Source organism: Paraburkholderia sp. RL17-383-BIF-A (assembly GCF_046028015.1).
GTDB lineage: Bacteria > Pseudomonadota > Gammaproteobacteria > Burkholderiales > Burkholderiaceae > Paraburkholderia.
Genome location: NZ_JARESR010000008.1, coordinates 26440 through 48111, shown reverse-complemented (window position 1 = coordinate 48111; position 21672 = coordinate 26440). Strand labels below are relative to the sequence as shown.

Annotated in this window: 24 protein-coding genes; 9 read left to right on the top strand and 15 right to left on the bottom strand. The window is 64.0% G+C overall.

The window, feature by feature from the left end:
- The first annotated feature begins 6 nt into the window (after window positions 1–6).
- On the top strand, window positions 7–1299 hold the full coding sequence (locus tag P0D71_RS11810) for a c-type cytochrome (RefSeq protein WP_408480135.1): 1293 nt from the start codon (window positions 7–9) through the stop codon (window positions 1297–1299).
- 80 nt (window positions 1300–1379) lie between these two features.
- Here P0D71_RS11810 and P0D71_RS11805 read toward each other — a convergent pair whose 3' ends face one another.
- From P0D71_RS11805 to P0D71_RS11775, 7 genes are all read right to left on the bottom strand, one after another.
- Window positions 1380–2036: an amino acid ABC transporter permease gene (locus tag P0D71_RS11805; protein WP_408303574.1), complete on the bottom strand. Its 657-nt coding sequence runs from the start codon at window positions 2034–2036 to the stop codon at window positions 1380–1382.
- Window positions 2037–2038: 2 nt separating this feature from the next.
- Window positions 2039–2785 carry an amino acid ABC transporter permease gene (locus P0D71_RS11800; protein ID WP_408480133.1) on the bottom strand — a complete coding sequence of 249 codons (747 nt, stop codon included), beginning with the start codon at window positions 2783–2785 and terminating at the stop codon, window positions 2039–2041.
- 93 nt (window positions 2786–2878) lie between these two features.
- Window positions 2879–3703 (bottom strand): transporter substrate-binding domain-containing protein, encoded by an 825-nt coding sequence (locus tag P0D71_RS11795; RefSeq protein ID WP_408480131.1) that lies wholly within the window; start codon window positions 3701–3703, stop codon window positions 2879–2881.
- A 91-nt stretch (window positions 3704–3794) separates the two neighbouring features.
- Window positions 3795–4868 (bottom strand): ABC transporter ATP-binding protein, encoded by a 1074-nt coding sequence (locus P0D71_RS11790; RefSeq protein WP_408480129.1) that lies wholly within the window; start codon window positions 4866–4868, stop codon window positions 3795–3797.
- A 49-nt stretch (window positions 4869–4917) separates the two neighbouring features.
- Window positions 4918–5820: an ABC transporter permease gene (locus P0D71_RS11785; protein ID WP_091801737.1), complete on the bottom strand. Its 903-nt coding sequence runs from the start codon at window positions 5818–5820 to the stop codon at window positions 4918–4920.
- On the bottom strand, window positions 5817–6782 hold the full coding sequence (locus P0D71_RS11780; protein WP_408480126.1) for an ABC transporter permease: 966 nt from the start codon (window positions 6780–6782) through the stop codon (window positions 5817–5819). The genes P0D71_RS11785 and P0D71_RS11780 overlap by 4 nt, the downstream gene beginning before the upstream one ends.
- Complete coding sequence (locus P0D71_RS11775) at window positions 6779–7873, bottom strand: ABC transporter substrate-binding protein (RefSeq protein WP_091801731.1); 1095 nt, start codon at window positions 7871–7873, stop codon at window positions 6779–6781. The genes P0D71_RS11780 and P0D71_RS11775 overlap by 4 nt, the downstream gene beginning before the upstream one ends.
- 526 nt (window positions 7874–8399) lie before the next feature.
- Here P0D71_RS11775 and P0D71_RS11770 point away from each other — a divergent pair.
- A complete protein-coding gene (locus P0D71_RS11770) occupies window positions 8400–9293 on the top strand; it encodes a LysR substrate-binding domain-containing protein (RefSeq protein ID WP_408480124.1) in 894 nt (297 codons plus the stop codon).
- A gap of 20 nt (window positions 9294–9313) precedes the next feature.
- Here the strand turns inward: P0D71_RS11770 and P0D71_RS11765 are convergent, their stop codons facing one another.
- Both P0D71_RS11765 and P0D71_RS11760 read right to left on the bottom strand, forming a co-directional pair.
- Window positions 9314–10396, bottom strand: a complete 1083-nt coding sequence (locus tag P0D71_RS11765) for a calcium:cation antiporter (protein WP_408349720.1) — start codon at window positions 10394–10396, stop codon at window positions 9314–9316.
- Between the two features lie 461 nt (window positions 10397–10857).
- Window positions 10858–11214, bottom strand: coding sequence for a BON domain-containing protein (locus P0D71_RS11760; RefSeq protein ID WP_091801721.1), 357 nt, complete (start codon window positions 11212–11214; stop codon window positions 10858–10860).
- Between the two features lie 453 nt (window positions 11215–11667).
- Between P0D71_RS11760 and P0D71_RS11755 the strand changes: the two genes are divergently transcribed.
- Both P0D71_RS11755 and P0D71_RS11750 read left to right on the top strand, forming a co-directional pair.
- A complete protein-coding gene (locus P0D71_RS11755) occupies window positions 11668–12309 on the top strand; it encodes a DNA-3-methyladenine glycosylase (RefSeq protein WP_408480121.1) in 642 nt (213 codons plus the stop codon).
- Window positions 12310–12592: 283 nt separating this feature from the next.
- Entirely contained in the window at window positions 12593–12937 is a 345-nt protein-coding gene (locus tag P0D71_RS11750; RefSeq protein ID WP_091801715.1) for a DUF4148 domain-containing protein, read from the top strand.
- Between the two features lie 412 nt (window positions 12938–13349).
- Here P0D71_RS11750 and P0D71_RS11745 read toward each other — a convergent pair whose 3' ends face one another.
- On the bottom strand, window positions 13350–13793 hold the full coding sequence (locus P0D71_RS11745) for a CBS domain-containing protein (protein WP_408480119.1): 444 nt from the start codon (window positions 13791–13793) through the stop codon (window positions 13350–13352).
- A 275-nt stretch (window positions 13794–14068) separates the two neighbouring features.
- Here P0D71_RS11745 and ribA point away from each other — a divergent pair, with 275 nt between their 5' ends.
- Entirely contained in the window at window positions 14069–14719 is a 651-nt protein-coding gene (ribA, locus tag P0D71_RS11740; protein ID WP_035516591.1) for a GTP cyclohydrolase II, read from the top strand.
- A 172-nt stretch (window positions 14720–14891) separates the two neighbouring features.
- Here ribA and P0D71_RS11735 read toward each other — a convergent pair whose 3' ends face one another.
- A complete protein-coding gene (locus P0D71_RS11735; RefSeq protein ID WP_091801709.1) occupies window positions 14892–15092 on the bottom strand; it encodes a hypothetical protein in 201 nt (66 codons plus the stop codon).
- 26 nt (window positions 15093–15118) lie between these two features.
- Window positions 15119–16012: an NmrA family NAD(P)-binding protein gene (locus tag P0D71_RS11730; protein WP_408480117.1), complete on the bottom strand. Its 894-nt coding sequence runs from the start codon at window positions 16010–16012 to the stop codon at window positions 15119–15121.
- A 205-nt stretch (window positions 16013–16217) separates the two neighbouring features.
- Between P0D71_RS11730 and P0D71_RS11725 the strand changes: the two genes are divergently transcribed.
- On the top strand, window positions 16218–17144 hold the full coding sequence (locus tag P0D71_RS11725; RefSeq protein WP_408480114.1) for an AraC family transcriptional regulator: 927 nt from the start codon (window positions 16218–16220) through the stop codon (window positions 17142–17144).
- 28 nt (window positions 17145–17172) lie between these two features.
- Here P0D71_RS11725 and P0D71_RS11720 read toward each other — a convergent pair whose 3' ends face one another.
- The 3 genes from P0D71_RS11720 to P0D71_RS11710 all read right to left on the bottom strand — a co-directional run bounded on the left by P0D71_RS11720 (window position 17173) and on the right by P0D71_RS11710 (window position 19377).
- Window positions 17173–18000, bottom strand: coding sequence for an anti-sigma factor family protein (locus P0D71_RS11720; protein WP_408480112.1), 828 nt, complete (start codon window positions 17998–18000; stop codon window positions 17173–17175).
- Complete coding sequence (locus P0D71_RS11715) at window positions 17997–18515, bottom strand: sigma-70 family RNA polymerase sigma factor (RefSeq protein WP_091801701.1); 519 nt, start codon at window positions 18513–18515, stop codon at window positions 17997–17999. Before P0D71_RS11715 ends, P0D71_RS11720 begins: the two co-directional genes overlap by 4 nt.
- 139 nt (window positions 18516–18654) lie before the next feature.
- Complete coding sequence (locus P0D71_RS11710; RefSeq protein WP_408480110.1) at window positions 18655–19377, bottom strand: anti-sigma factor family protein; 723 nt, start codon at window positions 19375–19377, stop codon at window positions 18655–18657.
- A gap of 278 nt (window positions 19378–19655) precedes the next feature.
- Here P0D71_RS11710 and P0D71_RS11705 point away from each other — a divergent pair, with 278 nt between their 5' ends.
- The 3 genes from P0D71_RS11705 to P0D71_RS11695 all read left to right on the top strand — a co-directional run bounded on the left by P0D71_RS11705 (window position 19656) and on the right by P0D71_RS11695 (window position 21665).
- Window positions 19656–19925 carry a DUF4148 domain-containing protein gene (locus tag P0D71_RS11705; RefSeq protein WP_091801696.1) on the top strand — a complete coding sequence of 90 codons (270 nt, stop codon included), beginning with the start codon at window positions 19656–19658 and terminating at the stop codon, window positions 19923–19925.
- Between the two features lie 112 nt (window positions 19926–20037).
- Window positions 20038–21129, top strand: coding sequence for a catalase family peroxidase (locus tag P0D71_RS11700; RefSeq protein WP_408480107.1), 1092 nt, complete (start codon window positions 20038–20040; stop codon window positions 21127–21129).
- Window positions 21126–21665 carry a cytochrome b gene (locus P0D71_RS11695; protein ID WP_408480105.1) on the top strand — a complete coding sequence of 180 codons (540 nt, stop codon included), beginning with the start codon at window positions 21126–21128 and terminating at the stop codon, window positions 21663–21665. The genes P0D71_RS11700 and P0D71_RS11695 overlap by 4 nt, the downstream gene beginning before the upstream one ends.
- Window positions 21666–21672: the final 7 nt, after the last annotated feature.

Below are 21672 nucleotides of genomic sequence, written 5' to 3'. Positions count from 1 at the left end.
CCCGATATGAAAAACACACTGAAGGGTTTTGCCGTCGCGTTGAGCGTGACGCTGCCGTTGTTCGCGCAGACTCCGGCGCAGGCGGCCGCGCAATCCGCCGATCCTGCGCTCGTGCAACGTGGCGCCTATCTGGCGAAGGTCGGCGATTGCGTCGCCTGTCATACGGCGCCGAAAGGCAAGCCGTTTGCGGGCGGCCTGCCGATGACCACGCCGATGGGCCAGATCTACACCACCAACATCACGCCCGATCCGCAAACCGGCATTGGCGGTTACACGGAGGAGGACTTCGCGCGGGCCATGCGCGAAGGCGTCGCGAAAGACGGCCACAATCTCTATCCGGCGATGCCGTACCCGTCGTACGCGAAGGTCAACGACGACGACATGAAAGCGCTGTACGCGTATTTCATGAGCGGCGTGGCGCCCGTGCAGCAGGCGAACCGCGAGCCGGACATCAAGTGGCCATTGAACATGCGCTGGCCGCTGAAATTCTGGAACATGGTGTTCCTGGAGAAAGGCGTCTACCAGGACAAGTCGGGCAAAGACGTGGCCTGGAATCGCGGCGCGTATCTGATTCAGGGGTTGGGGCACTGCGGCTCGTGCCACACGCCGCGTGGTATCGCGTTTCAGGAGAAGGCGCTCGATGAAAGCGGCAGCGCGTTTCTGACCGGCGGACTGCTCGACGGCTGGTTCGCGGCGAACCTTACCGGCGAGCACAACGTCGGCTTGGGCCGCTGGAACGATCAGGATCTGCAGGCGTTTCTGAAGACCGGCGCGAATCGCCATGCATCGGCGTTCGGTTCGATGACCAGCGTGATCAACAACAGCACGCAGAACATGAACGACACCGACATCGCCGCGATGACGACGTATCTGAAGTCGCTGCCGTCGGCGGGCGGCACCGGCGCGCCGCCTTATGCGTACGATCCGCAGGCGACCAAAGTGTCGTTGAACCGTCCGGCGAACAATGAAGGCGCGCGCGTCTACACGGCGTACTGCATGCACTGCCACGGCGTCGACGGACGCGGCTTCGCGCCGATGCTGGCGCCGTTGTCCGGCAATCCGAACGTGCTGGAAAAGGATCCGTCGTCGCTGATCAACGTGACGCTGAACGGCACGGAGGACCTGGTGATCGGCGGCATTCCCGCGCCGTATCCGATGCCGAAGTACGCACCCGTGCTCAACGACCAGCAGATCGCGGATGTGTTGACCTTCGTGCGGGCGGGTTGGAACAACGGCGCGCCGGCGGTGACGGCGGAAGACGTGGCGAAGTTGCGTAAGTCGACGCACGCGGCGCGCTAGTTCTGTCAGGCGGCATACAAAAAAGCGTTCAACCGTGCCGAGCGGTTGAACGCTTTTTTATCCGCCCATCGCTGCACATTTCAGCGATGCTGGCCCACCTTCTGCCGTTTCTCCAGCACCCGCGCGTACCACGTCAGCGGGAAGCACATCGCGAAGTAAATCATCGCGACCATGCCGTAGATGGGGAACGGGCGGAACGCGGCGTTGGTGATCATGGTGCCGGTCTTGGTCAATTCCGTGAAGCCGATGATCGACGCGAGCGCCGTGCTTTTCACCACCTGCACGAGAAAACCAACCGTCGGCGCCACGGCGATTTTCAGCGCCTGCGGCCACACGATATAGCGCAACTGCTGGCCGAACGTCATGCCGAGGCTCGCGCCCGCGGCCCACTGACCACGCGGCACGGCTTCGACGCAGCCGCGCCAGATGTCGACCAGATACGCGCTGGTATAGAGCGTCAGCGTGACAGTGGCCGCGACCCACGGCGATACGTCGACACCGAGCAGCGGCAAGCCGAAGAACGCGAGGAAAAGCTGCATCAGCAGCGGCGTGCCTTGAAACACTTCCACGTACACCACGACGATACGGCGCAGCCAGCCGATCGGCGACACGCGCATGGCGAGCAGAATCAGCCCGACGATGCCGCCGCCCACGAACGCGATCAACGAGAGCAGCACCGTCCAGCGGGCGGCGAGCAACAGATTGCGGGCAATGTCCCACAGCGTGAATTCGACCATGATCAACGCTCCGTGGGCAGAGTGCGGGCACCGCGCCACATCAGGCGGTTGCGCCAGTTACGCGGCGCGCTGTCGTTGCCGCGCGCCGCGCGGCCCGCGAACAGACCGCGGCCGAGCCGGTTGATGATTTGCCGCAAGACGATGGACAACAACAGATACGTCGCGGTGATGATCAGGTAGCTTTCGAACGAGCGGAAGTTGCGCGACTGGATAAAGTTGGCCGCGTAGGTGAGATCGGGCACGGAGATCTGCGAGACCACGGCCGAGCCGAGCATGACGATCAAGACCTGGCTCAGCAGCGCGGGAAACACGTTGGCGATGGCCTGCGGCAGCACGACATAGCGAAACACCTGCCCTCCGTGCAAACCGAGCGCCTGCGCGGCCTGCACCTGGCCGCGGGAAATCGAGTCGATGCCGGCGCGCACGATTTCGATCGCGTACGCGCCCAGATTGACGGTCATGGCCAGAATCGCGGCCTGCACTTCGTCGATATGAATGCCGAGGCTCGGCAAGCCAAAGAACACGAAGAACAACTGCACGATGAACGGCGTATTGCGGATCAACTCCACATAACTCGCCACCACCCAGCGCGCCCATTTCGGCCCGGCCACCGCCACACTCGCGCCGGCAATGCCGACAATCGCGCCGAGCACGGTGGAGACGGCCGTCAGCCCCAAGGTCACGGCGACGCCGCGCGCGAGCATGCCCGCATAAAGGCCGAAGCCGCTGAAATCGAACGCATAAGTCATGGCGTGGCGCTCATCGTTAGGTCAAACTCCGGCGCTGCGCCACGCGGGCAATCTCCTCGCGGGATTACGCTTCGTGGCGCGCGCAAAAAAGGTTCAGAGGTCGGCCGGCAGCGGCGCGCGCAGCCACTTCTGCGAAATCGCGTTCATGGTGCCGTCCTTGCGGGCCTTGGCAATCGTTTCGTCGACCTTCTGCTTCAGACGCGGCTCGTTCTTGTTCAAGCCGACGTGATCGGGCGAGCTGAACAGCGAGAACTTCTGCTCGGGATCATTGGCCGGATGACGCGCGAGAATCGTGGCGCCGACGTCGTTGCCGACTACCATCAACTGTACCTGACCAGAAAGAAACGCCGAAATTGCGCCGTTAGGATCGTCGAAACGTTTGATGTTCGCGGTGGGTGGCGCGATCTTGGTCACGCTCAGGTCTTCCAGCGTGCCGCGCGCGACCGAAATCGACTTGCCGGCGAGGTCGGCGGCGTTCTTCACGGGCAAGGCTTTCGGGCCGAACACGGCGAGGTAGTAGGGCGCGTACGGTTGCGAGAAATCGATCACCTTCTCGCGCTCCGGCGTCTGGCCGACCGACAGCAGCATGTCCGCCTTGTGGTCGGCGAGGTAAGCCATACGGTTGTCGCCTGTCACCTGTACGAGTTCGACCTTGGCGTTGAGCGCGCGGCCGATCAGGTTGGCCACGTCGATGTCGTAGCCCATCGGCTTCATGTCCGGTCCGATCGAGCCGAACGGCGGATAGTCTTCGAATACGCCGATGCGCACCGTGCCCGACTTGGCGATGTTGTCGAGCGCATCCGCATGCGCGGTGGACGGCAACGCGCTCAGCGCGCCGAGAGCGGTGAAGGCGAGCGTCGCGGCGAGTGTGGCGAACACCCGGCGGGTGCTGGATTGGGCAACGGGGCGCTGGTTCATGGTCTGTCCTCTGTCGAAAATATCGGTATTGGAATGGGCGAATTCTTGAGTGATTCGGCGGTGCGCTTGGGTGCCTGAGTCTTGCCTGAAGTCAGTGTGCGGCGCGCGCGGCGATCAGCTTGCACGCATGCGGCGGCAATTCCGCGAACACCGGCATGCCAAGCGCGAGCCCCGGCGTTTCGCGCGGCGTGGTGGCGGCGGTCAGCGTAAAGCCGGCGCAGTCGATGGTCGCTTCGAGCGATGCGCCCACGTCGCGGATAAACGTCACGGTGCCTTGCAGCCGGTTCGGGCCCGCCGCGTCGGACGCCGCTTTTACGCACACGTCTTCCGGGCGGATCAGCAGACGGATATCGCTGCTGGACGCCGGCACGCGCGCCGGCTGCGCCACGCTGATGCGACGGCCGCCCGGCAGGCTCACGCCGCCCGCGCCATCGTACGTGACCGGCAGGATATTGCCGAGGCCGATGAAGTCGGCGACGAATTCGCTGACCGGATCGCGATAGATGTCGAGCGGTTTGCCGACCTGGGCGATGCGGCCTTTCTCCATTACGACGATCTCGTCGGCCATTGTCATGGCTTCGCGCTGGTCGTGCGTCACCATGATCGTGGTGATGCCGAGACGCTGTTGCAGCAGGCGGATTTCCACCTGCATCGCCTCGCGCAGCTTGGCGTCGAGCGCGGAGAGCGGCTCGTCGAGCAGCAGCAGTTTCGGCTGCGACGCGATGGCCCGCGCAATCGCCACGCGCTGGCGCTGGCCGCCGGAGAGTTGCGTGACCGGCCGGTTCGCCATGTGCGGCAACTGGATCAGGTCCAGCAATTCGGCCACGCGCCGCGTCTGCTGGTCCTTCGCGGTTTTGCGCAGCTTCAGCGGATACGCGACGTTCTGCGCGACCGTCATGTGAGGAAACAGCGCGAGCGACTGGAACACCATGCCGAAGTCGCGCTGGTTCGCCGGCAGGCGCGTGATGTCGCGTCCGGCGAATTGAATGCTGCCGGATGTGGGCGTTTCGAGACCGGCGATCATCCGCAGCAGCGTGGTCTTGCCGCAGCCGGACGGGCCGAGAAAGCACACCAGCTTGCCGTCGGGCACGCTCAGATCGACGCTGTCGACGGCATGCGCCGCGCCGAAGCGCCGGGTCACGGCCTGCAACGTTAAATGGGTCATCGGATGCTCCAGCAACGGGTCGTCATGAGCGCGTGTTCGAGGGGGGCAGTCACAGTGCGACGCCTTCGTCGCCGATCAGCTTTTCGAGCAGCCAGATCAGCGCGAAGTCGATCGCGACAATGAATACGGCGAAACAGAACACGGTCGGATCGAGCGACGACACCGTGCGGCTATAGAGCCACACCGGCAGCGTCATCGTATCGATGCCGTAAAGGAAAAACGTCACCGTGAATTCGTTGAACGAGACAATGAACGCGAACAGCATGCCGGCGAGAATGCCGGGGCGCATTAGCGGCAGGATCACGTCGACGAGCGCGCGGCCAGGACTCGCGCCCATCACGCAGGCGGCCTCTTCGAACTCCGGGCCGATGGCGGCGACCGAGGCCGCGCAGTTCTTCACGGTAAACGGCAGCGCCAGAATCACGTGCGCGATGATCAGGCGGAACACGCCGAGTTCGACCGGCAGCACGTTGAACACCAGCAGCAGCGACAGGCCGAGCATCACGAGCGGATAGACGAGCGGCAGCGCGACCAGCTGTTCGACCGCGGGCTTGCCACGAAAGCGGTAGCGGCTCAGCGCGTAGGCGGCGGGCACGGAGACGAGCGTGGCGATCACCATGGTGGAGAGCGCGACGATCAGGCTCGTGCTCAAGGCGGCGCCCATCGACAGCGAGTCGCTTGCGTCCGGTGACACGAAGCTGTGCCACGCGGCGCGATACCAGTGCAGGCCATAGGCGTGCGGCGGAAATTCGAGCGTGTCGGCCGCGCTGAACGACATCGTGATCATCGTGAGGATCGGCAGCGCGGCGAGGAACAGGACGATCGCCGCGAGCAGGGCGGTGGCCTTGCCGAGCTGGCCGGGCATGACGGAAGGCCAGCGCGGTGAGCGGGGCGATCGCGGCTGCCGGCGAACGACTTGCGCGGTTTGCGCGGTTTGAACAGGCGTGCTCATGCGTGAGGCTCCTCGGCGAGACGTGGGGTACGGCGCACGAGACGCTGCGACAGCGCCATCACGATCAGCGTGGCGACCATCAGTACGACACCCGACGCGGACGCCGCCGGCCAGTTCAGCAACGGCGCGACCTGATCGTGGACCAGCACGGCGAGCATCGGCACGCGTCGTCCGCCGAGCAAAAGCGGCACGGCGAACGCGCTTGCGTTGTAAGCGAACACGAGCAGTGCGCCGGACACGAGGCCGGGCATGGCGAGCGGCAGCAGGACGTGACGAAGCGTTTGCCAGCGCGTCGCGCCGAGCGTGGCGGCGGCTTCCTCGTAAGAAGTCGACACCGCGCGCATCGCGCTCGAAAGGGGTAGCACGGCGAGCGGAAACGCGGTCTGGATCAGCCCGAGCAGCACGCCGTTTTCGCGGTACAGCCACATCAACGGGCGTTGCACGAGGCCGCTGCCGAGCAGCGCGTGATTGAGGATGCCAGCCGGCCCGAGAATGATCAGCCAGCCATAACCTTGCAGCAGCAGGTTGACGAGCAGCGGCAGCAGCACGCCGGCCAGCAGGAGGCGCCGGGCGAGCCGCGACTTCGTGCGGGCCATGGCCAGCGCGACCGGAATCGCCAGCAGCACCGCGCAGATCATGCTTTGGAATGCGAGCTTCAACGTGAGCCACAACGACTTCATGAAGTAGCCGTCGAGCAGGTCCGCGTAGTTTTGCAGCGTGAAGCCGCGCCACTCGTTGCCTTGCGTGCCGAAGCTCATGCGCAGCACCACCAGCGCCGCCGCGCCGAGAATGGCGAGAAACAACAGGATCGGCGCGAGCAGCAGCCACGGCCGCGCCTTTTCCATCGCGCTGGCGGCGGGCGCATCGGGCACGAGATCGGGCCCGGCGTCCGGCATCGTATTTGACGAAGCAGCGGACGCCGCCGAAGCACGCCGCGAAAAGCGCGCGAGCATCGTGGTCATGCCGAGAAGATTTCGGTGTAGCGCTTGATCCATGCCGGCTGCACGACGGCGAGCGCCTTGTCGTCATGCAACACGGCCTTCTCGGCGATCTGCTGCGGGCTCGGCACGAACGCACGGCTCTCGGCGGGAATCACCGCTTTCGAATTGACCGGGCCGTTCAGCACGTCGGCGGCCATGCGGCCTTGCACGCCCGCGTCGAGCGAGTGGTTGATGAAGGCGTGGATCAGATCGCTGTCGCCCGGGTGCGACTTGGGGATCACCGTGAACATCAACTGCGTGGCGAAGCCTTCCTTCATGCCGTAGGTCACGCCCATCTTGTATTCGGGCTTGCGGATCTGGTCGGGGAAAAACGCCGGCGAATAAATGCCGCCAATATCGAGCGAGCCGGTGCGGAACAGATCGGCCACCTGGTTCGGATTCTCGCCGAGCGTCATCACGCGATCTTTCAGTTGCATCAGCTTCTTGAAGCCCGGCTCGATGTTCTGCTGCGAGCCGCCGTTCATCTTCGCGGCGATGATCGCGAGGTCGACCGCTTCGGCCCACTCGGGCGGCGGCAGGAACAGGCGGCCGGCGTACTTGGGATCCCACAGCGCTTCGTACGATGCCGGCGCGGTCTTCACGGTCGAGGTGTTGTAGATCAACCCGTCCGACCACAGCAGATAGCCGACGCCGAAGCCGTTCGCGCCCGTGCGGTATTGCGGCGCGACGTCTTTGAGGTTCGGCAGTTTGTCCAGATCGGGCTTCATCAGCAGGCCGGCGTCGCCGAGACCCGCTGCGCCGACGCCCGCCAGCGTGATGACGTCGTAGGTGGGGCGATCGCCCGCGGCCTTCACCTTGGCGACCATGCCGGAGGTGCCGTCGGCGCGGTCGGCGATCACTTTGGCGCCGGTTTTCGCCGTGAAGGTGGCGGCGATGTTGCGCAACGCGGCCGCGCCTGTGTCGTCCGACCAGGTCAACAGACGCAGCGTCTTGCCGCTGAAGTTGTGTTCCTGCGCGCGCAGGTTGATGAACGGCATCGGCAAGGTGGACGCCGCGAGTGCCGCGCCGATCGTCTTGATGGCCTGCCTTCTACCCCGTTTGATCTCTTGCATGGCGGTCTCCTGTGTTGAACGCCTGTTGCCTGGTGATATTGCTGTAACCGCCGCCGATGCAGCGCCTCTTCGCGTTGCGTGCCGATGCTGCGTGTGGATGCACTCTAGGTTTGCCAAAATCCCTCAACAAACGAAATATGCGCATGGAGGGCATGACGTAATCTCATGCGACGGCCGTCACGCGATCCGGCTGGCCTACACCGGTCAGACGGTGGGAGCGCCTAGGCAGTGGCGCATGCGGGTTAACGTCCATGTTTTGCCGATGTTTCGTTTGCCCACGGAGGTATGAGGAAAGCTCAGTTCTGGTGCGATTGAAAGCGCATCTCTCCCTATGTTGGTGCGTGGCCGGCCGGCGGACCGCGAGATCGGGCGGCGACATGAGCCAAACGCATGGTTGCCGCGGCGGCCGCTTCTCGTGCTGCAACCCGTGATCGCGTATCCTATGGGCTCGACAGACGTTTCAGCGGCAAGCGTTAAGCCGTACCGCAACGTCCACCAATGATTTTTTCTGATCCCGGATAAGCCGATGCGACGCCTACCGCCGCTCAACGCGCTGCAGATTTTCGAAACGGTGGCGCGGCATCGCAGTTTCACGCGCGCCGCCGACCATCTCTGCCTGACGCAAGGCGCGGTCAGCCGGCAAATCATCGCGCTCGAGGACTACTACAAGTTTCCGCTCTTCAAGCGTCATGCGAAAGGCCTGACGCTCACCGCCGAAGGGGAATTGCTGCTGCCCGCCGTGAAGGAGAGCTTCGCGCGCATCGAGGAAATCTCGCTGCGCCTCACACGGCAGCGCACCGACCTCGCGCTGAAAGTGCCGACCTGTGTGATGCGCTGGATGCTGCCGAAAATCATGCGCTTCCAGGCCGAGTATCCCGAACTCCACGTGCAGATCACGACCACGTGGCAGCACGACGTCGATTTCCAGCTCGAACCGTTCGACGCCGCGATCATCTACGGCTCGTCGCCCGGTGCGGATGTGCAGGCGGTGCCGTTGTTCGAGGAGCGTCTGACGCCCGTGTGCGCGCCCGATCTGCTGAAAGACAAGCCGCTGGCCGAAGTGGCCGACCTCGCGCGCCATACGCTGCTGCATCCCACGCGCGATCATCGCGACTGGAAGATGTGGCTCGCCAAGGTGACCGAGGTGGATGCGGCGAACGCGCCCGCCATCGACGCCGAGCACGGCCCGAGCTTCGACACGCTCGATATGGCGACCAACGCCGCGCTACAGGGCTTCGGCGTTGCGATCAGCGACCTCGCGCTGATCGACGAGGACGTGGCGGCCAAGCGCCTCGTGCGGCCGTTCGATACCGTGCTCAAGACCGGCTGGCGCTATTACTTCGTCTATCCGGATTCGGTCGCGCATCAGCAGAAGCTGAATCTGTTTCGCGACTGGATCGCGGCGCACTGGGAAGAGTAGTCCGCAGCGCCAGCGCCCGGTCAAGGCGCGAACGAGAGAAACAGATACGCCGCGAACAGCGACAGGTGTACAGCGCCTTGCAGGATCGTCGTGCGGCCGCTGCTGAGCGTGAGCGTGCCCACTATCAGCGTGAGCACGAGGAGCACGGTTTCCTTGCCGTCGATCCCGAGCACGAGCGGCTGACCGGTGTACAAAAACACGCCTGCCACGGTCGGAATGGTCAGGCCGATACTGGCAAGCGCCGAGCCGAGGGCGAGATTCAGGCTGTTTTGCAAACGATCGACGCGCGCCGCGCGTACGGCGGCCAGCCCTTCGGGCAGCAGCACCAGTGCGGCGATCACAATGCCGACCACGGCCGCCGGCGCGCCCGCGTTCCTGACCGCGGTTTCGACCACCGGCGAGAGCACCTTGGCGAGCAGCACCACCGCGACGAGGCACACCAGCAGCAAGCCGCCGGCCGCCAGCGCCTGAGCGGCGGTAGGCGGCGCGGCGTGGACGTTTTCATCCGGCGTGCCGGCGAGAAAGTAATCGCGATGGCGCACGGTCTGCACGAACACGAATACGCCGTACAGCACCAGCGAAGACACCCCTGCGAACGCCAATTGCGAAGACGACAGAAGCGGACCCACGCTGGTCGTCGTGTAATTCGGCATGACGAGCGTCAGGACGGACAGCGAGGCGAGCACGGCCAGCGCCGCCGAGGCGCCACGGCTCTGAAAATCCTGCTCGCGATGCCGGATGCCGCCCACCAGCAGGCAAATGCCCACAATCCCGTTGCAGACGATCATCACGGCGGCAAATACCGTGTCGCGCGCGAGACCCGCCTTTTCCGGGCCGGACGTGAGCATGACCGAGACGATCAGCGCGACCTCGATCACGGTGACCGCCACCGCCAGCACCAGCGTACCGAATGGCTCGCCGACCCGATGCGCGACCACTTCCGCATGATGCACCGCCGTGAAGACGGCCGCACACAGCGCCACGCCGACCAGCGTGAGCAGCACGCCGCTGCCCGGCATGGCATAGGCGATGCCGAGCACGATCCACGCCACGAATGGAGCGGCAATGGTCCAGCGGGGGAGAACGGTCGCGGGCGTGGTCATTCGGGGCCTCCTTTTCGATGCTTTTATTCGGTGGTGCTGCGGGCCCGGACGGCTTGCCCTTCCGGGCCAAAGCGCGCCTGGATGTTCAGGTGGCTTGTAAGCAGTATGCTCTAACGCTTTAAATTATAAAGAATAATGGTCGGCTAGGCGGCGCTCCATTGGCGCGGAGATTGACGAGGCGCCTTCGGCATCCTGTGAGCGCAAATGGTAACTGTCAGTGAGAGGAACTGGATAACGCAGAATGGCGCGGCCGGCATGGGCTCACGCGCTGCCAGGGCGCGGCGAGCGGGAACATGTGGTTTCGTTGGCTGGACCCGAGCGGCCGGGCAAATCCCGGCGTGCGGGCAACCTGCGCTGCACTGCGCGGCGCCCGGCGAAGCCGCCGGGAGTCGCGCCAAGGCGCCAGCGCTCCGTGAGAGGGAACTGGCGCCCGGTCGTTTCGTTACGACGGGTTCAGCCGATTACTGGCCGACCGGACGAATCGTCAGGGCGTTCTTGACCGACGTCACACCGGCCACGCCTTGTGCTGTCTGAGTGGCCAGGTCGACCTGCGGCTGCTCAGGCACGGAGCCGGCCAGCGTCACTGCGCCACCGCGCGCGCGCACGGTGATGTTCGACACGCTCAGGCCCTTGGTCTTCGACAATGCGCTGCGGACTTTGCGTCCCAGGGCGCGGTCGGCCGCCTTGGTCTGCTTGGCCGACGGCGATGCCGATGTGGCAGCCGGGGCTGCTGCATCGCTGCTTTGCGCATAGGCATTGAGGGACGCGAGAACGATCAGCGCGCTGCCGATCATCTTGATTGCCGGAAATGCTTTCATTCAACTCTCTCCTATTGTCATTGGCACTGCGCCCCCGGAATGGGGCGGTGCGCTACACCAGCGGGTACATCGGGATCAAATCTGAATGGAACGGTGCTGCGGATCGTGCGAATGCTTTACATCTTTACGCTGATTCGGGCGGGCCGAAACACACGCGAGCCGGCAAAGGCTGTGCTGCAGGCCGGAAACACACGATACTCCAATTAGTGCCATGGTGATGGCAACGCCGTACGTAAGTGAGGTTTTGCTACAACGATTGGGCCGATGAAAACAGACCGATGGCGTCGTATCGCTTGATATCGGGCGCGCATTGCTGTATTCGGGGCTAATTTTGCGGCGAGTTTTGGCGCCAATAACCGGCCGGTCGAACTGTCAACTATTGGGCGGGGCATCTCACGCTTTCGTCTCACTCGAATCTCTCGCCTCTCGTGGCTTCAATACAAGGCCTGACGCATGCGGAAACAGCAACTTCCAATCGTGCCATTGCTTCGTGACGATTTACCGCTCGATACCGTGCAACTCGCGCGCTTCATGATCGGCAAATACCTCGTGCACGATCTGCCGGAAGGGCGCATGAGCGGGCGAATCGTCGAAACGGAGGCGTATCCGGTGGGGGACTCGACGGGCCATGCATTTGTCGGCCGCCGTCCGTATAACCGCTCGCTGTTTCTCGCCCGCGGTTACGCGTATGTGCGGCTGACCTATGGACTCTCGTACATGCTCAACATGTCCGCCGAGGCCGAGGAAGTCGGCGCCGGCATTCTGTTTCGCGCGATCGAGCCGCTCGAAGGCTTGCCGCTGATGGAAGCGCGCCGGCCCGGCGTGCCGCTGCGCGATCTGGCGCGCGGGCCCGGGCGGCTCACCATGGCGCTCGGCATCGGCCAGGCGTTCGATGGTCGGGATCTGTGCGCGGGGCGCGATTTGTGGATTGGCGTCGTGGAGCGTGGCGACCTGCCTGTGGGCGTGACGACCCGCATCGGCTTGTCGCGTGAAATGCATCGACCGCTGCGGTTCTACGAACCGGGCAGCGCATTTGTCAGCGGGCCTCGAAAGCTTCTGCTGACGCCCCAGTCCGGTGCGTCCGAACAGGCGTAAATTTGACCTGTGCTGAGGCGTCTGCCGGCAAAACGCACTCTAATCAGTCGTATTTTTGAAATGTCAGACACAAAGGGTTACGATCCCGACAATTATTACGCCAAAGATGCTGGTTGGATGGGGATTCGCGGTAATGTTCGGCGCATTATTGCGATCGGGACAATTATTTATCTCGAAATCAAGGGTTTTCCCTCGACGATCTGGTGACTAGACTGAAACCACTCGCTTCTCACACACCGTGTTCAAGCGACGCAAATAAAACCAAGTCTGGAGGTAAGTCATCATGAAATCGCTCATCAAGGCAGTCGCTATTGCCGCAGTTCTCGCCGCTCCGATCGCTTCTTTCGCTCAGGCGAGCCAGCAACCTGTCACCCGCGCGGATGTACGCCAGGACCTGATCCAGATGGAGCAGGCTGGTTATAACCCAGCCACGTCCAATGATCCGACGTATCCGGCCGATGTTCAGGCAGCTGAGCATCGCGTAGTGGCTCAGAACCCGGCCATCGCGCAGACTCAGGAGCCGGTCGCTGACACAAGCGGTTACGGCGGCGTGGCAAACGGCTCGTCTCAAGCCGGCGGCGTGATCCAGCCGATGTCGGGCCCGAAGGGCGTGTATTTCGGTAACTGATTCGACAATTGACTAGGCGCTCGGGGCACGCGCGTTCAGCTTCGTGAGGGAGCTGAACGGGCGGGTTGCGTGACCGGGCGCTGGTCGAAAGTTGGCTGCGGCGGGTGACAGGCCGATCGGACGGCAATGCATCTCTCAACATCCACCCGTTACCCGTAGCCGCACGAAGTGGGAATCGCAGTAGTAGTTCGAATTCGCGCACGCCGACGGCGCCGCGCGCACGGCTTTAAACAGCGAGCGCATGCGAATGCGTCGCGCATCAGCAACGTCGCCAACGCTGTGGCGCCGCTGTGCCGCGAAGATCGCGGCCTACACATTCAAGGAACCTCCGCTGCCGCAAGGTAGCTTTGCCCAACCGTTTTACGGATTGGGCTTTTTTTGCTAGTGCGGGTAGCAGGGCGAGCGCCCCGCGTCAGGGCCGCTCGCCGTGAATATAGAACTCGAGCTGCTGAATGGTGAACTGCTGTTCGGCGATGATGTTCTTCACCAGGTCGCCAATCGATACCATGCCGACCAGCTGGTCATTCTCGATCACCGGCAAGTGGCGCATGCGCCGCTCCGTCATGAGGGCCATGCAATCGTCGGTGGACTGATCGGGCCGCACAAAGCGCACGGCTTTGCTCATGATGTCGCGCACGGGCGTGGCCTTCGACGAACGGTCCAGCAGCACGACCTTGCGCGCATAGTCGCGCTCCGTGATGATCCCGGCGATGCTGTCGCCATCCGTGACGACCAGCGCGCCAATGCCCTTTTCGGCCATCAGCTTGATCGCGTCGTAGACGGAATCGTCGGCCCCGATGGTGAACACAGTGGTGTTGTTCGGTTTCGTTTTAAGAAGCTGTGCAACGCTTGTCATGGAGCGGCTCCGTTTCGCAGTGCAGCACGCCGGCGCGGCGTGCTGTCGTGAGGGACAGGCGATTCCAGTATAGGCCTGACACGGCGCTGGAGTACCCAGGGAATAACTGTGGCGCGCGCGACGTTCAACTCGGGTAACGGACGGTGCGCCGCCGCGCGGCTTCCGTGTCGCGTGCAAGGGCATACGGGTGCGGGACGCCGATTAGCGGTAAACTCCCCAGTCCGTACCTTATTCCCGGTTTGATCGGGTTCATGTCAGCACCACTGTCTAACGCCATGCTCACGTCTCACGATCCGTCGCCTGCAGCAGACGGCGCACTCAACGGCGAATGCGTCGTTCTCGACGCCACCGCCACGCTTCCCACGCGCTACGGCACGTTCACTTCCTACGTGTTTCGCGTGTGTGAGAGCGGCGCCGAACATCTCGCGCTCGTGATGGGCGACGTCGCCAACAAGTCGTCCGTGTTGACGCGCCTGCATTCCGAATGCCTCACCGGCGACGTGCTCGGCTCGTACCGCTGCGACTGCGGCGAGCAACTCGACCTCGCGCTGCGCTACATCGCGGCGGAAGGCTGCGGCGTGCTGTTGTATCTGCGCGGCCACGAAGGGCGCGGCATCGGCCTGTCCAACAAGATTCGCGCGTATGCGCTGCAGGAGCAGGGGCGCGATACCGTCGAGGCCAATCTCGACCTCGGCTTGCCGGACGACTCGCGCGAATACGATTCCGCCGCGGGCATTCTGCGCACGCTGAAGGTCACGTCGGTGCGGCTCATGAGCAACAATCCGGAGAAGTTCGACACGCTGTCCAAGCACGGCATTCCGGTGTGCGAGCGCGTTGCGCTGGCCATCCCGATGCGCGAGGAAAACGAGCGTTATATCCGCACCAAGCAGGTCAAGTTCGGCCACTACTTCGACGAAAACGAATGAGTCACGCGTACACGCCGGCTGCCGTAGCTGAACGGAGGCCGGCGCTGTAGCGGCGGGTTCGTCAATATCTTGCGGCCGGAATTCCGGCCGCTTTGCTTTGCGCCTTTGTTGTGTGCCTGTCGTGTCCTCGGTATGCCCTCGTTGCGCAGAGTTCGCGCGGCAGCACAGTGGGTCAGAACATGCCGAAGTCGTCGTTGCTGTCGGGAATCGCGTTGAGTAGGTCCCACAGCGCGCGCCAGCCCAACCGTTCCGCAACACTCGCCAGGCTGGTCTGCCGGCGACGAGCGCTCGCGTGCGCAGGCGGCGTGGCACGACAGGGCGTCGAAACCTTGCTTGCCTCGATCGAGGCGCGTAGCCAAGGGCAGCTATCCATGCCGTCTCTCCTCGTGCGGTTGCCGTTCAGCGTGCGGTTGCCGTAGCCGGGGCCACGCGCGGCAGAATCGCCGCCAATACTTCCGCCAGCGTCGTCGCGCCGAAACGCCGCTCGCTGATGTCAGTTTCCACGTCGATGCGACCCGCGTTGTGCGCGTCGTACAGATTGATAATCAAACGCGCGTGGGGTTCGCTGAGGCCCGCGCCTTCAAGCATCGCGGCCCATTCGCCGCGCGGCGCTTCGCGCGCCACGACTGCACGGCCGGCCAGTTCGCCGATCGTGCGCGCCACGTCCAATGCGCTCACGCGCTCATCGCTTTCGATGCTCACGACCCGCGGCGCTCGATCGTCGAGCAGCAGTTCGGCGGCCAGCGCGCCCACGTCCTGTGCGGCGACGCTCGGAAAACGCTTGCTCAAAGGATGATGCAAACTCGGCAGCACGCCCCTCGCGAGCGCGACCGGCAGCAAGCGAGCCCAGTTGTGCATGTGTTCGGCGGCGCGCAGGAAGATCAACGGCGAGTCGACGGTTTGAAGTTGCGTTTCGAGTTCGTGGAACAGCGTGGTGATGCCCGTGCCGGTTGCGTGTTCCGCGCCATAGTCGGAGAGCGCGAGAAGGCGCGCAGGCGGGTCGGCGCGCAATGCCGCGACACTCGTGTCGATCATGCGGCGCATGGCCTGCGCGGGATCGGCGTGCGCATGCGGCACCGGACACAGCAGTTGCACGCCGTCGGCGCCTTCGATCGCGCGCGCCACGCTCGCGGCGTCGAGCAGATCGGCGACGGCAATCTCGCAGCCGATCTTCGTGAGGAATTCGCCCTGGTTTGCGTTGCGGACCACCGCACGCACATGGCGGCCCGCGCGGCGCAATGCCACGGCGCTTGCTTTGCCGACGTTGCCGGCTGCTCCAAAAATCACGAACACGATGCGCTCCTCGTTGGGTCGGTATGACGCCATCTTAGGGACGCGGCGCCCGGCATTCGCGCGAGTAGGGATGGCGTTGCGCAGATTCGGATGATGGGTTGAACTGCCGCGCCTTGGCGGAAGCGTTGAATCACGTAGAGTCGAGCGAAACCGCCAAAAACGCCGCACAATGCGGAAACCTTGGCCGCCATCCACGAGGGACGCAATGAATGCAGTGACACCGATACCGCAACCGCATAGTGGTTCCCGCGTCGTGTTGCGTTCGAGCAGGCTGCTCGGCTGGCAGGGTTTTGGTGCGGAACTGGTCAACGTGTCGGCCGGGCTGCACCGGATACCGGCGTTCAAGCATCACCGCGTCGGGGTGCACGTCGGCGCGCCGGTGAGGGCGCGCTGCCTGTGCAATGAGCGCCGCTACTCGCGAATCCAGGCGCACGGCGACGCCGACGTGATTCCCGCCGGGCTAGACGGGCAGTGGAGCGACGAGGCCGCCTGCACGATTTTCAGCGTGTGGATCGGCGAAGCGTTCGCGCAGCGGACCGTCGAGCAACTGTCGTTAAACTCCGCCGACGCGCAATTGCGCCCGCAATTCCAGCTACGCGATCCGCGCTTTCAGTATCTCGCCTGGGCATTACGCGCCGAACTCGAAGCCGCTGAAGCATCCGATCCTTTGTACGCCGAGAGCCTGTGTACGGCGATGGTAGTGCGCCTGATCGGCGGTGCGCCGGCGCTCGAGAACAAGCGGCGCACGCTCGCCCCGAAAACGGCCGCGCGCGTGATCGAATTTATCGAAGCGCATCTGGACCAGCGTCTCACGCTGGGCGAACTGGCGGTGCTCGCCGAGTTGAGCGTGCCGCATTTCAAGGTGCTGTTTCGCGAGACGCTCGGCACGCCGGTGCATCAGTACGTGGTGCAACGGCGCGTGGAGCGCGCGCGCACGCTGCTGCTGCAAGGCAAGCTCAACGCGAGTCAGATCGCGCTCGATACGGGCTTCGCGCATCAGAGTCACATGGCGCATTGGATGGGCCGGCTGTTGGGCGTGACGCCACGCGAGCTGATCAAGTCGAATGGGACTGCGGCGGGCAGTGTTGCGCTCGATCCGCACAATGCCGGCCGCATCGCAGCATCGCGATAAAGCCTCGACAGGCCGCGCAGCGCCGCGGTCAGCCCGGGGCCGCACCCGTGAGTTGCGCATAGACGTCATGCGACAGTTGCAGCAACTGCTTGCGGTCGATCCCGCCCGACACCGCATAGCCGAAGTCGCCATCGATCCAGTAAAACACGTTCACCGGGCCGTCCTGGTACAGCTTGAACGCCGTCGTGTTCGAGTTCTGCTGGCGACGCGAAATGCACAGCGTGACGCGCTCGCCGTTCGGCCCGCGATACATGAACTGCGCGGTCGGTCCGTCGGCGCCGGGCAACAGGCGTCCACCCGAGAGGTTGAAGCCGTTCTTCGAGAGAATCGGCGGATGCACGTTGGTGCCGAGCCGGTTGGAGAGCCACTGCACGAAATCCTGCTCGTGATCGCCAGTGTTCATCTCGGTCGGCCGGTCCACGGCGGGCATGTAGACCACATGCGCCACCGCCGCTTGCCGCGCGAACATTTCGGTGCTGTCCGCACTGACAGGGCGGGTGTCCGAGTGGCCGCCCACAACCGGCGCGATGACGTCCTGGCCCATATGCGTGCCCACGCCGATGCCCACGCCCAACACCAGCGCCGCCGCCATTCCGGCGAATTGCGGCCAGTTCGCGGCAATCCGCCAGCGGCGCGGCGCGGGTGCCTGCAGGCGCTTCGGCACGGGCTCGCTCAGCACGCGGTCGTAGCGCTCGTGGAACATGCTGTTCAAGGAGAAATAATCGCTGATGCGCGCGGCCAGTTCGGGATTCTGTTCGAGCGCGCGCTCCACATCGGCACGGCGTTCGTCGGACAGCGTGCCGTCCACATACGCATGCAGGTCTTCTTCGCCGATCGGCATTTGTTGGTCGCTCATCGCACCACCTGTAATTTCGCACCGGGCTGCGTGCCCGCCATCAACGCCCGTAACCGCTCGCGTCCGCGCGACAGCCGCGACATCACCGTGCCGATCGGAATGTTCAACGCGAGCGCCACGTCGGCATAGCTCATTTCCTCGAGGCCCACCAGCAGTACGACTTCGCGCTGCTCCATCGGCAGGCGCTGCAATGCGTAGTCGAGGTCGCGCATCTCCAGCGAGCGGGTCTGCTCGGAGGGCACGGCAAATTCGCTTTCGGACACGCTTTCGTCGTCGACCGCCACGTGGACGGCGCGCGCCGAAGCCTTGCGCGCCTGATTGGCGAACACGTTGTGCATGATCGTAAACAGCCACGCGCGCAGGTCGGTGCCCGGCTGGAACATGCCGGTACGGCCGAGCGCGCGCTCCAGCGTGTCCTGCACCAGATCGTCGGCGAGGTCGCGATTGTTGATCAGCGCTCGTGCATAGCGCCGCAATCGCGGCACATGCTCCATCAGCTCGTCACGGACATCCATTTTCTATCCCGATCGTGGGGCTTTTCGCGGGCAAGGGGGCATCCTTCAGTCGCAAGAAGAGACGCGTTTGAGGGGCGAACACCGTTGCTTGCACTTTATTCCCCTGCTTTCTGTGAGATCACGTATTGCGTTTCAGCAGTCATCGCATGGTCATCGCGTCGGCGGCGCGCATCAGGCCGTGGGTGCGGGCGTCGCCGGCAACCACGAAACGCTGCCGCTGCGCGGTCCAGAGCAACAGGCGAATGTCGCCGATGCGGCGCGCGGACCACTGCGGCTGCGCCGGCGCCAGCAACGCCAACGCGGAAAGCAGCACCACCGGTTGATTGTCGCCGTTCAGATAGATGAATTCGCTGACCCGCTGAAGCGGGCTCAGCGCGATCACTCTTTGGTCCACGAGGCGCAAACCGATCGCCGAGAGATTCGGCGCGGACGGATCGGCGCGAGTCGGCGACGCCGCGGAGAATTGCCCGGCCGAGCTTTCGGCGAGCGCCATTACCGCGGCATTGTTCAGCGCTTGCGCCGACACCTGCGTCGCGGCGAGCCAGCCGCTCGCCACCGCGAGCGTGAGCGCGAGCGCCGCCAGCGTGTTGAGCAGTTTGCGGCTGCGTTTAGATCCATTGATGCGCGCGACTGCGCGGCGCCATCCTGTGGAGCGGCTCGGCACCGGTTCGTCAGTTGTTTGAAAGGCCTGTTGGATCTGCGAGTTCAGTCGGCCGTAAAACGCCACCCGGCGCGCCTCCGCCGGATCCTTGCCGAGATAGTCCCGCAGAAACGCGGCGCGCTCCGGCGTCAGCGTGCCGTCTGCATAGGCCTGAATGTCCGCTTCGGAAAGCGGCGAATTGGAAGGGGCGTCGGTGGTCATGGTGTCGGCGTGCGTTGGAGGGCGGCTACCGAGGGCGAACACGTATAGCCCCGAGTTTATTCCATCTGTTCACGCGCCGATTTCAACGCTACGCGCTTGCCGAAAAAGCACTTTCTTAAGGCCTTCACCAAGCCGCCGGATCGCGAGCTAACCCGATTTCGCGCCGCTTTATTCCCGCTTCCGGATATGTTTTTTCTGTGCCCTCGAGGCAGGAATAAAAGCCATCAGCGCGTGGTTCTCCCTGATGCAAACCCGCACAAAACTCGCTGGAGTTCATCATGAAGAAGATCGCTTTCGTTGCATTGTCCGTCGCTGTTCTTGCCGCTTCATCGAGCGCTTTCGCGCAGGGCAAGACCCGTGCTGAGGTGTACCAGGAATTGATCGAAGCGCAGCAGAATGGCCTGAATTACGTCACCGACGCATCGTATCCGGATGTAAGCCCGGTGTTCGCCCAACAGGTCGCACAACACAGAGAAGCACTCGCTACGCAAGCGGCGGCCGCCAGCCATGGTGCGAGCCAAAGCGCGCAGGACGGCAGCGTCAATTGAAGCTCTGGATACCCGGCGCGCAAATGGAACTGGCGCGCCGGATATCGCACGGAATAGATCGCGGTATGCAGTGTTAGCCCGGTAAGCGCATCTATCCGATCAAGGAGTTTTCGTGGCAAAACCATCCGTTCCCAACCCCGGGCCTGTCTGCGTGCCTTGCAGGCTCGCCGTGATCGGCGCGGCCGTGCTGGCTCTCGCCGGCGGCTTTGCCTACACGGCAGGCTGGCTGACGCCAGCGCGCCTCAGCGCGCCGCGTTTCATCAACACCTTCGAGAAAGTGGCGGGCCAGCCGCATCCGGGCTACCGGCGCAACCATGCCAAGGGCCTGTGTATCGAAGGCTATTTCGACAGTAACGGCGATGGCGCGGCGCTGTCCCACGCCGCTGTATTCGCGCAGGGGCGCACGCCGGTGACGGGCCGCTTCGCGGTGCCCGGCGGCAACCCCTCCGCGCCCGACACCAGTTCGCCCGTGCGCAGCCTCGCGTTGGAATTCCAGCTGCGCAACGGCGAGCAGTGGCGCACAGGAATGAACTCGACGCCCGTTTTCGCGGTGCACACGCCCGAGCAGTTCTATCAGCAACTGGTCGCTGCAACGCCCGATCCGGCGACCGGCAAAGCGGATCCCGCCAAGCTTAAGGCGTTTTACGCCGCCAATCCCGAGACTCAGCCGTTCCAGGCATGGGTCAAGGCGCATCCGCCTTCTTCGAGTCTGGCGAATGGCGCGTATTACAGCATCAACGCATTCCGTTTCACCGACGGCGCCGGCCATACGCGCGCCGTGCGCTGGGCGATGGTGCCCGAGACGCCGTACGCGCCGATCACCGACGCCGAAAAAGCCAAGAAGAATTTTCTCGAAGCCGACCTCGACCAGCGGCTGGAAAACGGCCCGTTGCGCTGGCATCTGATTCTGACCGTCGCCCAACCCGGCGACCCCACGAACGACGCCACGCTGCAATGGCCCGACGATCGTCAGCATATCGACGCGGGCACGCTGGTGATCGATCACACGACGTCGCAGGAAAACGGCGCGTGCCGCGACGTCAACTTCGATCCGACGATCCTGCCGGCCGGCATCGAACCGTCGGACGATCCATTGCTCGCCGCGCGCTCGGCCGCTTACGCGCTCTCGTACAAACGCCGCACGCGCGAGGAAGCGTTGCATCCCGCGATTCATCAAGCCCAGACAAACGGAGCACACTCATGAGGCCGACGCCCACCCATTTCAGTCCGCTCGCGCGTCTGCTGCACTGGACAATGGCGCCCTTGATCATCGCGATGCTGTTCATCGGCGTGGGCATGGTCGCTACCGTCTCGCGCGCGCACAACACGCTGATTGCGATTCACAAGCCGCTCGGCATTGCGTTGCTGCTGCTTGTGGTGGTGCGCGTGGGCGTGCGACTCACGCGCGGCAGCCCGCCGTTACCGGACGATATGCCCACGCCGCAGCGGTTCGCGGCGAAGGCCTCGCATCTCGTGCTATATGCGTTGATGGCGGCAATGCCGTTGATCGGCTGGGCGATGCTGTCCGCCGCGGGCTATCCGGTCACGCTGTATGGTCCACTGCATCTGCCGCCGATCACACCGCATAACGTCGAGTTGTTCGCGTTGCTGCGCGCGTTGCATACGTGGCTCGCATTCGCGCTGTTCGCCACGGTGCTGCTGCATCTCGCGGCGGCGTTGTTTCATGGGTTGATCCGCCGCGACGGCGTGTTTTCGAGTATGGCGCGCGGCGAGCGTTAGCGGCTCA

Coding starts and splice junctions, on each gene's coding strand:
- P0D71_RS11745 (WP_408480119.1), bottom strand. CDS start 13,793: ATGACAAGCGTTGCACAGCTTCTTAAAACGAAACCGAACAACACCACT.
- P0D71_RS11760 (WP_091801721.1), bottom strand. CDS start 11,214: ATGAAAGCATTTCCGGCAATCAAGATGATCGGCAGCGCGCTGATCGTT.
- P0D71_RS11810 (WP_408480135.1), top strand. CDS start 7: ATGAAAAACACACTGAAGGGTTTTGCCGTCGCGTTGAGCGTGACGCTG.
- P0D71_RS11765 (WP_408349720.1), bottom strand. CDS start 10,396: ATGACCACGCCCGCGACCGTTCTCCCCCGCTGGACCATTGCCGCTCCA.
- P0D71_RS11720 (WP_408480112.1), bottom strand. CDS start 18,000: ATGAGCGACCAACAAATGCCGATCGGCGAAGAAGACCTGCATGCGTAT.
- P0D71_RS11780 (WP_408480126.1), bottom strand. CDS start 6,782: ATGACCACGATGCTCGCGCGCTTTTCGCGGCGTGCTTCGGCGGCGTCC.
- P0D71_RS11755 (WP_408480121.1), top strand. CDS start 11,668: ATGCGGAAACAGCAACTTCCAATCGTGCCATTGCTTCGTGACGATTTA.
- P0D71_RS11790 (WP_408480129.1), bottom strand. CDS start 4,868: ATGACCCATTTAACGTTGCAGGCCGTGACCCGGCGCTTCGGCGCGGCG.
- P0D71_RS11770 (WP_408480124.1), top strand. CDS start 8,400: ATGCGACGCCTACCGCCGCTCAACGCGCTGCAGATTTTCGAAACGGTG.
- P0D71_RS11695 (WP_408480105.1), top strand. CDS start 21,126: ATGAGGCCGACGCCCACCCATTTCAGTCCGCTCGCGCGTCTGCTGCAC.
- P0D71_RS11750 (WP_091801715.1), top strand. CDS start 12,593: ATGAAATCGCTCATCAAGGCAGTCGCTATTGCCGCAGTTCTCGCCGCT.
- P0D71_RS11715 (WP_091801701.1), bottom strand. CDS start 18,515: ATGGATGTCCGTGACGAGCTGATGGAGCATGTGCCGCGATTGCGGCGC.
- P0D71_RS11725 (WP_408480114.1), top strand. CDS start 16,218: ATGAATGCAGTGACACCGATACCGCAACCGCATAGTGGTTCCCGCGTC.
- P0D71_RS11710 (WP_408480110.1), bottom strand. CDS start 19,377: ATGACCACCGACGCCCCTTCCAATTCGCCGCTTTCCGAAGCGGACATT.
- P0D71_RS11800 (WP_408480133.1), bottom strand. CDS start 2,785: ATGACTTATGCGTTCGATTTCAGCGGCTTCGGCCTTTATGCGGGCATG.
- P0D71_RS11775 (WP_091801731.1), bottom strand. CDS start 7,873: ATGCAAGAGATCAAACGGGGTAGAAGGCAGGCCATCAAGACGATCGGC.
- ribA (WP_035516591.1), top strand. CDS start 14,069: ATGCTCACGTCTCACGATCCGTCGCCTGCAGCAGACGGCGCACTCAAC.
- P0D71_RS11805 (WP_408303574.1), bottom strand. CDS start 2,036: ATGGTCGAATTCACGCTGTGGGACATTGCCCGCAATCTGTTGCTCGCC.
- P0D71_RS11705 (WP_091801696.1), top strand. CDS start 19,656: ATGAAGAAGATCGCTTTCGTTGCATTGTCCGTCGCTGTTCTTGCCGCT.
- P0D71_RS11785 (WP_091801737.1), bottom strand. CDS start 5,820: ATGAGCACGCCTGTTCAAACCGCGCAAACCGCGCAAGTCGTTCGCCGG.
- P0D71_RS11735 (WP_091801709.1), bottom strand. CDS start 15,092: ATGGATAGCTGCCCTTGGCTACGCGCCTCGATCGAGGCAAGCAAGGTT.
- P0D71_RS11795 (WP_408480131.1), bottom strand. CDS start 3,703: ATGAACCAGCGCCCCGTTGCCCAATCCAGCACCCGCCGGGTGTTCGCC.